Below are 6,591 nucleotides of genomic sequence, written 5' to 3'. Positions count from 1 at the left end.
TGTAGAGGCCACATTGTCTCCATAACCACCGTCAATAACAACATCTACAAGGTTTTGCCATTTTTCAAAAATAAGCTCTGGGTCAGTTGTATATTCTAAAACATCATCATCATCTCTAATAGAGGTAGATACAATGGGGTTGCCTAGTTCAGAAACTAAAGCCTGCGCAATAGTATTATCATGCACACGAATACCCACCGTATTCCTTCTTTTAAAATCTTTAGGAAGATTATTGTTTCCCGGAAGAATAAAAGTATATGGGCCAGGTAAGGCTCGTTTAAGAATTTTAAATGTTGCTGTATCTATTTGCTTAACAAAATCGGAAAGATTACTTAAATCGGCACAGATAAATGACCAATTTGCTTTTGTAAGTTTTATACCTTTTATGCGAGCAATCTTTTCTAGTGCACGTGATTTGGTAATATCGCAACCCAAACCATAAACGGTATCGGTAGTGTAAATTACCAATCCTCCATCACGAAGCACTTTTACAACTTTCGCAATTTCCTTTGGATTAGGGTTTTCTTCGTAAATTTTAATAAATTGAGCCATACAATAGCATTCACAATCCCGTTATAGTATAAATATCATACAATTTTCACTATGAAAAAAGTTGCATTATCTGTTTTTACACTGTTGTTTTTTCTATTGGTTTCATGTTCATCGGATGGAGAGAATCCTATGCCACCAGAAATGATGGAAGAAATAGTACCAGAAACCTTGGAAGCAGTTACTCTAAATAATGTTACTTATGGCTCAGCTGAAGGTCAAAATTATGATATCTACCTCCCAGAAAATAGAACTTTAGACACTAAGGTTGTCTTACTTGTTCATGGTGGTGGATGGACTTCTGGCGACAAGGCAGATATGGTAGGTTTTCTTGAGCTCCTTAAAAGTCAACTACCACAAGTTGCTATTGTGAATATGAACTATAGGTTGGCAGACAATGAAACATCGCCTTTTCCCATGCAGACAGATGATATTACTACACTAGTGGCACAATTACGGGAAAAGCAGACCGAATATCAAATTTCAACCAATCTTGGACTCTTGGGGGTAAGTGCCGGCGGACATTTAAGTCTGCTATGGAGTTATGCTTATGATACTGAAGAACAAGTAAAAATGGTATGTAGTATTGTTGGACCTACTAACTTTTTGGATGAAGCATATTTAAATAGTACAGACCCTGCTATACAAGAATTAATTGGTTTATTTGGAGAGGATACAGAACTATTAGAAGAAACAAGTCCCCTATTTCAGGTGAAAACTACTTCACCACCTACACAACTTTTTTATGGCGGCCAAGACCCGTTGATACCAACTTCGCAGGGTGTAGATTTAGATGCAAAACTTACAGAACTTAATGTGCTGCATGAATTTACTCTTTATGAAACCGAAGGTCATGGTTGGGTGGGTGATAACCTGTTTGACACTTCTATTAAATTAAAAGCCTTTATAGAAACTCATTTGTTAGCCAACTAGCTAGTGTTTAATTAGTGAAGTGATTTAGATTTAAGAATATCCCCTACCGTTCTATATCTTCAATATAGCCTTTCTCGTGCATTCTTAAAATATCATTATTGGTAAGCACATAAATAGCTTCGCTATAGTTCTTTTTTAAATCAATATCATCCACGCCCGTTCTTCTATCGGTTTCGTAATTGTTATAATTAATATACATACTATCTTGAAAAACTTCTACGACTTTAAATGTAGAAAAATACCCTGTTTCTGTTTTAAAAGTATATTTATCAAACATTGCAGGTTGCTTAACCAATTCAGCTACTCTGTTGTCCTTTTGTTCTGAAGCATCAATGCCCCAACAAATTAAAAGTGCAATAATGGCAAGCCCAGAATATTTCCATACAGGCGTTTTTACGGTACTCTTAAAATTTTTATAGGCTAGTTTACCATCTTCTCCCAATCCTTTTTTCTTAAATCCTTTGTGGCAGTGTTGGCATTCAAATACACCTGTTTTACCAGCAGGAAAAACAGGAATCCAAAAAACATGTACATGGCGACCATAAACACTAGCGGTCATTTGGTCTTGTGTTTCACAATTTGGGCATTTTACATTACGTAATTGAGCTGATTTAAGATGAGTAGAGCGATGTCCGAATACAATCATTTGGTTGGTTTTTTATAGAATGAAATTAATATTAAAATATTTGAAATAATACTTGTAGCAAATCTCTTCTAAAAAACAAAACCTAAACTCCCTGAAAACAGGTATTTTATTGAAATATGATTTGTATTAAAAACACCTGTTGTCCATTTCTACTTAGAATAACATGAATATGTCAGTTCGAGTGATTTTTGTCAGACTGAGCTCGCCTGAACGGAACGGGCAGGCCTGTCGAAGTCAAGAAAATCCTATCGAGAACTATTTAACTGGTAAAAATTCTTATTCTCAATACGAGTTTTACTCATTTCAATCGTAAACTCGCTCGAACCAATCCGTCCAATTAGACGGGTTGATAGAATTTCATCAAAATCAACAACGGGTTAAGAATTAGAGCCTGTTTAGGAATTTGTCAATTGTTTTCTTATGTCCCTTTTTGCACAGCACTTTGTTAAAATTTTATTCCGTAACTATGGCTATGGACTAAAATTTTGCCGCGTTCTGTAACAAAAATGTCCAATAATAATTTCAATCACAAATTCCTAAACATACTCTAAAAAATACCAACTCACTAATTATTAGCGTATTAAATTGCCTAATCTCAACTATTTTTTGTAATTTAATCACATGGACTTACCAGAAGAAGTACTTTATATGATGGTTACTATAATTGCGCTTAGCCTAGCGTTAGGTCTAGTAGGTTACCTTACTAAAGACAGTAGAAACTTTAGAAGTAGCAGAAATAGAAAAGCTAGAAAGCAATTTTAGTTCGTTTATTGATACAAAACGTATCTAGGCGGCACCAAACCGTTTAAACGCAAATGTACCAGCATTTGCCCTCTGTGGTGAGTAATATGGTCCGCAAGGAGCATAAAGATTTGTCGCTTACTCCTATCCAGTCCAAAATAATCAAGGGTATCATCTAATTGTGTAGTATCAAAATCTTTTAGTAAGGTAATAGCTTTTTCAAAGGTGTTATTGATTACCACAAGCATCTCTTTTTTATTTTTATTATGCGTTTTATAGATGGTATCTGTTTGCCATGTTCTAGCTTCTCTCCCACCTAATAAAGATTGGCTATGCCAATCTAATGCATAACCAATATGCATAAGATTTTCTGCAAAGCTCAAGGACTCTGGTGTAGCCTTATAATTATACTTCTCCACAGGCATCACCTCCGCCACAAGATTCAGATATTTCTGAGAGTTCTCTAAACGCTCTATAAAATCGTTTACAAACTTTTCTTCTTGGGAAAAAAGTGAAGGTATATTAAGAATTAATAACGTAATGCTAGTTACTATGGTAATTTTGGTTTTAATCATATTTATCTAAGGTTTATAGATACATCCTTTGATGAGATGTTAAATTTATTCATAATGTTCGCAATTCTTTGAATACATCTTGTTGCAGAAATATTTATGTGTACAAAAAGCACATCATCATTTAAGTCTTTTACTTTGTCCCAAACCTTTCCTTCAAAGGTTTTGTACCTATTTGAGTGCTTGAAGTTAGCATCAATGATTTCCTTTAAAACAATCCATTTTAAAATGGTTTCTTCTCTACTAAATATGTCAAGCTGGTTGTCTAAAATGAATTCAAAGTCAAAGTCTGAATCATTTTTAAGGTATTTTAGAAATCTTATAAAAACATCTTGCCAAGACTTGACCTTTAATATTTTGTCACCAACTATTAATTCGTCTGGTTTATTTCCTTCAGCCATTTCACCAGCATCATGATCTAATGGAGAGAAAGTTAATTTTTCGACAAGTTGAGTATTCCAATTAGAAGTTTCTTTTAACTCTTCGGATAAGGGAAATGTACTGAGCAACCATTCTATCATATTAGATTGGTGTTCTAATATGCTCTGTTCATTCCATTGACTTCGTTTGACTATGTCCAATCTAAAATTTAGCGATGAGGTTTCAAGCTTTTGTTTTTTTTCGACAAATGGTTTATTTCCTATTTCACTATTGAACTCCGTAAGAATTAGATTTCCTATATTATGTAAAAATGTTTTATGAATTTCCTCATAATTATCTCCTAATTCTGTTTTCCATTTTTCGCCAATTTTTTGTGGCATAATATGTTCAATCGTAACTTTTTTATTCCTGAAATTAACAGCTACTTTTGTATTGTTTTCTTCAATCTTACCAAGAATTAGTTTTGAATACTTGCTAAGACCTTTATAGAAATTCATAGTTTTTAAACTGTTGCTTAACTCTGTGTCATTTGGAAGTCTCAGCCTGTAAATCATATTTGTTAATAATTGCATCATTGATATTTTACCACTAGCAATATCTGAAATACGCTTACTTAGCGTAACTATGTTTTTATTTTCACCTTGGGTAAGACCTAATATTCTTCTGCGTACCAGATAAGTACGTATTGATTGAAGAATAGAAATAAGTGCATCATCGCTCAATCTGAGTTCGTTAACAACATATTGATGATATTCTAAGAGGCCTAAAACCAATGGTTTAAATGCTTCGGATTTAACATCGTGAAATATTATCCTAAGCAATTCTTTTATTTCTTTGTCATTATTGCTTTCACGTGAAATGATATCAGAATTAATTTCTGTAATAATCCACTTATAACACTTAACATACCTTACTATATCATCGATGAAGTCATTATGCTTCTCAAAGCTTTCATTTACGAAATCTTTGAATTGTTGATATAACTCTTTAGTGTTGTTGTCACTAACAACTTTTAATGATGTTGCCTTTTTATATTGTAGATAATCTCTAAAAAATCTTGAACTATTATTCTCAAAAACCTCCTCAATTTTAGGATGCCATACTTTCTCATAAATATGTGATTGACTTTCACTATCCATTTTCAACAAAACAAAATTTCTTACTAAATCTGAAAGAGATAAGGGTTTACCTAAAGAGTTTAAAGTTTCAAATATTATTTGTGGGTCTTCACCTTTAAACGGTCTTTCATCAAGAAAGATAACCGCAACGTTCATTCTTTGAATCGCCATAATATAGTGTTCAAATTTGACATCTTGGTTAAGCCTACTTTTTTCTTGTATTAGTTTTTTAAACAATTCATAAGCTATTTTGATAATACCTGAATCAGCCTCCTCTCCGTTTACTAAAGATTTATAAGAATTCCAATCTCTGGTAACTTGTTTAAGCTTTATCTTGTCTTGAAAAGTTGAGGTATTATTAGTAAGAAAGTTCAAATTGATAAAATCCACTTTCTCCTGTTCCATTTCAGAATCTCTTAAGGCAATTAAAAAAATCAATGTGGTTGTCAATCTCTGCTGACCATCAACAATTATAGACTTATTTGCAAATCCTGCCTTTTCTTCTTTGATAACTAGCGTTCCAAAAAAATGCTCGAGTTTATCTTTTTGCTCTTTATCCAATTCAGAATCAATGATTCTTGTGACATCACTAAAATATCTTTCAATTTCAGGCTTACCCCAAGCGTAAGCTCTTTGAAAAGGCGGTATAAAGAATGAAGTGGCATTCTTTGCTAAAACATCATTTATTGAATGGCTTTCTGTTTTCACTTAATATTTTTTTGTGTGTTTTGCTTTACCAACTATGATGAGGCTATCTAAAAAGTGATTATAATGTTATCTTTAAGTCTGTCGAAATATTTTAACCTACTAATAACGAATATCATTTTCGACATGCTCAACTTGACAAAAAGGATTTTAATCACTTTTTAGATAGTCTTTTCAATTTTACAACACCTCTAATTTAGCAAAACGCAACAACAGCTTTTTTATATCCCCTCTATCAAACTGTATCTCCGCCTTTTTATCGTTACCCACACCTTCAATTTTTAAAACCTTTCCTTTTCCAAATCGGGTATGGTTTACCAATGCCCCTTCTACGAGATTGGCATCAACTACATTTGTGTTTTCAGCAGGTTGGGAGATTTGTGGTTTTAATTTTCTAAGTTTTCGTAATTGACTCTGGTTTGGCCCCTTTACATTTAGCGGTGTTCCATTCTGCGGTTTTATTTGGCGTAATTTGCTTTTATCCACTTCACCAAAAATATCACCACTTATGGGCGATTTGTAACGGTAACCATCATTAACAGGTGTTAAATTCTCTACATACTGCTCTTCTATTTCTTCTAAAAAGCGGCTAGGTTCTGCATCTATTAATTTTCCCCAACGGTAGCGATTTTGCGTATAGGTAAGAAAGGCTTGTTTCTCAGCACGAGTTAAAGCCACATAAAACAGCCTTCGCTCCTCCTCCAATTCGCTACGCGTATTCATACTCATGGCAGAAGGAAACAAATCTTCTTCCATTCCCACAATATATACATAAGGGAATTCCAGTCCTTTTGCCAAGTGAATGGTCATAAGTGCCACCCTATCATCATCTCCAGTGTCTTTATCTAAATCTGAGGCTAAGGCTACATCTTCTAAAAACTCGGTTAGGCTTCCTGTAGTGTCCGCAAGTTCTTTTTGCCCTTCCACAAAATCTTGAATACCATTA

Annotated in this window: 7 protein-coding genes; 2 read left to right on the top strand and 5 right to left on the bottom strand. The window is 33.7% G+C overall.

Annotated elements, in window-relative coordinates; translation table 11 throughout:
* Positions 1-552 (bottom strand): L-threonylcarbamoyladenylate synthase (locus Q0800_RS06070; protein WP_299128342.1); only part of this gene is annotated, 552 nt, incomplete at its 3' end.
* 96 nt (positions 553-648) lie between these two features.
* Between Q0800_RS06070 and Q0800_RS06065 the strand changes: the two genes are divergently transcribed.
* The gene (locus Q0800_RS06065; protein ID WP_299128340.1) at positions 649-1,482 is read left to right on the top strand and encodes an alpha/beta hydrolase; all 834 of its coding nucleotides are present in this window, start codon (positions 649-651) and stop codon (positions 1,480-1,482) included.
* A 43-nt stretch (positions 1,483-1,525) separates the two neighbouring features.
* On the opposite strand, the gene Q0800_RS06060 is transcribed toward Q0800_RS06065, so the two are convergent.
* A complete protein-coding gene (locus Q0800_RS06060) occupies positions 1,526-2,128 on the bottom strand; it encodes a hypothetical protein (RefSeq protein ID WP_299128339.1) in 603 nt (200 codons plus the stop codon).
* A gap of 621 nt (positions 2,129-2,749) precedes the next feature.
* On the opposite strand from Q0800_RS06060, the gene Q0800_RS06055 reads away from it, so the two are divergent.
* Positions 2,750-2,890: a hypothetical protein gene (locus Q0800_RS06055; RefSeq protein ID WP_299128338.1), complete on the top strand. Its 141-nt coding sequence runs from the start codon at positions 2,750-2,752 to the stop codon at positions 2,888-2,890.
* A gap of 5 nt (positions 2,891-2,895) precedes the next feature.
* Here the strand turns inward: Q0800_RS06055 and Q0800_RS06050 are convergent, their stop codons facing one another.
* The 3 genes from Q0800_RS06050 to Q0800_RS06040 form a co-directional block, all read right to left on the bottom strand.
* Positions 2,896-3,444 (bottom strand): DinB family protein, encoded by a 549-nt coding sequence (locus Q0800_RS06050; protein WP_299128337.1) that lies wholly within the window; start codon positions 3,442-3,444, stop codon positions 2,896-2,898.
* Positions 3,445-3,446: 2 nt separating this feature from the next.
* Positions 3,447-5,648 (bottom strand): DUF262 domain-containing HNH endonuclease family protein, encoded by a 2,202-nt coding sequence (locus Q0800_RS06045; protein ID WP_299128336.1) that lies wholly within the window; start codon positions 5,646-5,648, stop codon positions 3,447-3,449.
* Positions 5,649-5,825: 177 nt separating this feature from the next.
* Positions 5,826-6,591 (bottom strand): 3'-5' exonuclease (locus tag Q0800_RS06040; protein ID WP_299128335.1); only part of this gene is annotated, 766 nt, incomplete at its 5' end.

Source organism: uncultured Winogradskyella sp. (assembly GCF_937958655.1).
In the GTDB taxonomy this organism is placed as follows: Bacteria; Bacteroidota; Bacteroidia; order Flavobacteriales; family Flavobacteriaceae; genus Winogradskyella.
The sequence above is the reverse complement of the archived record's forward strand: the minus strand, read 5'-3'. Positions and strand labels throughout refer to the sequence as shown.

What these genes read in the sequence shown, in the direction of transcription:
- Q0800_RS06060 (WP_299128339.1), bottom strand. Translation starts at nt 2,128, where the DNA reads ATGATTGTATTCGGACATCGCTCTACTCATCTTAAATCAGCTCAATTA.
- Q0800_RS06055 (WP_299128338.1), top strand. Translation starts at nt 2,750, where the DNA reads ATGGACTTACCAGAAGAAGTACTTTATATGATGGTTACTATAATTGCG.
- Q0800_RS06050 (WP_299128337.1), bottom strand. Translation starts at nt 3,444, where the DNA reads ATGATTAAAACCAAAATTACCATAGTAACTAGCATTACGTTATTAATT.